We start from the raw sequence: 1944 nt of genomic DNA, 5'->3' as shown, positions 1-1944 counted from the left end.
GTCATATTTCCATGTAACCTATCACAGAATTCCGCCTGCCACATTTTCTTATTTTTGACCATCTTTCTTCTCGTAGTCTGTCGATCCAGTTACTCCGCTCTTGCTCAGTCTATTTTTCTTTGCCTGCTCGTAAACTAAGGACTTTCTCAAACCAATCTTCGATCTCAACCTGCATCGATCCTCGAGTGATTTTTTAAAGTGGAGGCGAACTGTGTACGAATGATTTACCGACCGATCAAGAAAAGTGATGCAGTTAGTAAATCAGGAATCCCAACTACTCAATCTCAAATACCCAGGGAGGGTTGAAAACATTATCGCCGGGAGCGGTTAAAAGAATAGGCCAACTCCAGACAGCCATGATTTTACAAAACATTCATCGCTGCCATAGACCAACGTACGCACAAACTGAAAAATGACAGTACCATTCGGGATCAGGTCTCTTTGATCCGAGTCCTGTCCCCCTTATTTCATCACCGATCCCTTGCCAGCACCGTCTGCAATCCACCACACACAAAACATTTCGTGCTTTTCGTGTCTTTCGTGGTAAAGAAAAATCAGAATCAGAACCAAGAGGCCTGGTCCAATTAAAGAGCCCTACTTCCATAACCAGACGTCGGTAGCCTTCAGCTTGCAATCGGTCAGCGGTTTTTTCGATTGTAGCCACTGACGTTTTGATTTGTCATCCCGTAAATAGGCGTCCCAGAAATTCAAACTGATCTTTTGAATTGCGGGATGATGATCGGGATCGCGTCCGCGCGTTCGAAAGCCTTTCGAATCACCAAACGTGAAGTGGTGACCGCCGTCAAAGACCAACTCGTACTTATCGCCAGCGGGCAGTGCCGTATAGACTTCGCGCCGCGTTTCGGGGGTCACACGTTTATTGATCGGACTGTCGTCCTTCGTACCCGTCATACACAAAAACGGCGCGGTAATATGACCTAAAGCGCGCGAAGCAGACATTCCTTTGCCCGGCTGCGGACTCATGGCGAAGAACGCATCGATCCGCTCCTCGGCAAAACTCTTGCCAAAGGGATACTTGCGCCCGCTGACATCGAGAGTCGTAACCGCACCAAAACTGTGTCCGCTCATGCCGATATGTTCCAGATCCATTTTGCCCTGCAACGGATGGCCTTTTTCCTGATTCCATTTCTCTAACTGATCAATCACAAACGACACGTCCTGCATTCGATCGAGCGTACTTTTTCCACTCGCAGCATTCTTGAGAGCCGACATACGATCCGATAATTTCACGGCCCGCCAGACTTCCCGATCGCTACCGGCGTGCTGCATAAACACACAAACATAACCAGCCGCCGCCCAATACGTACCCAAATAAGAATTATTTTCGCGCGAGCCCCCCAGCCCATGTGAAAACAGCACCACCGGCTGGGGCGACTTCACCTTGCTGAAATAAACCCGCACCGGCACCACGCGGTCGCGTTCTGTATCCCGTGGCTCAAAGTCCAGGTGCTTCACCGACGACTGCTCCGCGGCAGAAACAGGAAATGCCAGAGCGAAACAGACCAACGACAGAAAACAGGTTTTACAAATCACGCGAATGCTCCTCTATATTTCCACTACCGACGATCACAAAACTCGACAAGACCTTTAATCCCAACTCGATTCGACTTCAGGGCGAATAAAGGGATCATCAGAAGACCTTCTTTTAGCGTGACCGATTCAACCAGATGTTATACCCCACAGACGCTGAAAAGTTTCGATGCAAATACAAAACACTTCATTTTCTAACAAAAATCCTCGCAACCTTTCGTACTTTTCGTGGTAGAATAATGCTTAAAGACCTGTTTGATTTATTCATTCCAATGGAAACCAATCAATGGAAGCAAAAGAATTATATCAAGTATTGGTAGGGGGTTTTACTATCGCTGGAGTAATTATTCTTAACATCAGTTGCTTCACGATGAAACGTGCTGGTCTCTGGCA

1 protein-coding gene is annotated in these 1944 nt (G+C 47.4%); it reads right to left on the bottom strand.

The genetic code is table 11. The features are described 5' to 3' along the window. Nucleotides 1–594 precede the first annotated feature (594 nt). Nucleotides 595–1554, bottom strand: coding sequence for a dienelactone hydrolase (locus Q0668_RS23510; RefSeq protein WP_298868986.1), 960 nt, complete (start codon nt 1552–1554; stop codon nt 595–597). Nucleotides 1555–1944: the final 390 nt, after the last annotated feature.

It is taken from the genome of uncultured Gimesia sp., from assembly GCF_937910335.1.
GTDB lineage: Bacteria > Planctomycetota > Planctomycetia > Planctomycetales > Planctomycetaceae > Gimesia.
The sequence above is the reverse complement of the archived record's forward strand: the minus strand, read 5'-3'. Positions and strand labels throughout refer to the sequence as shown.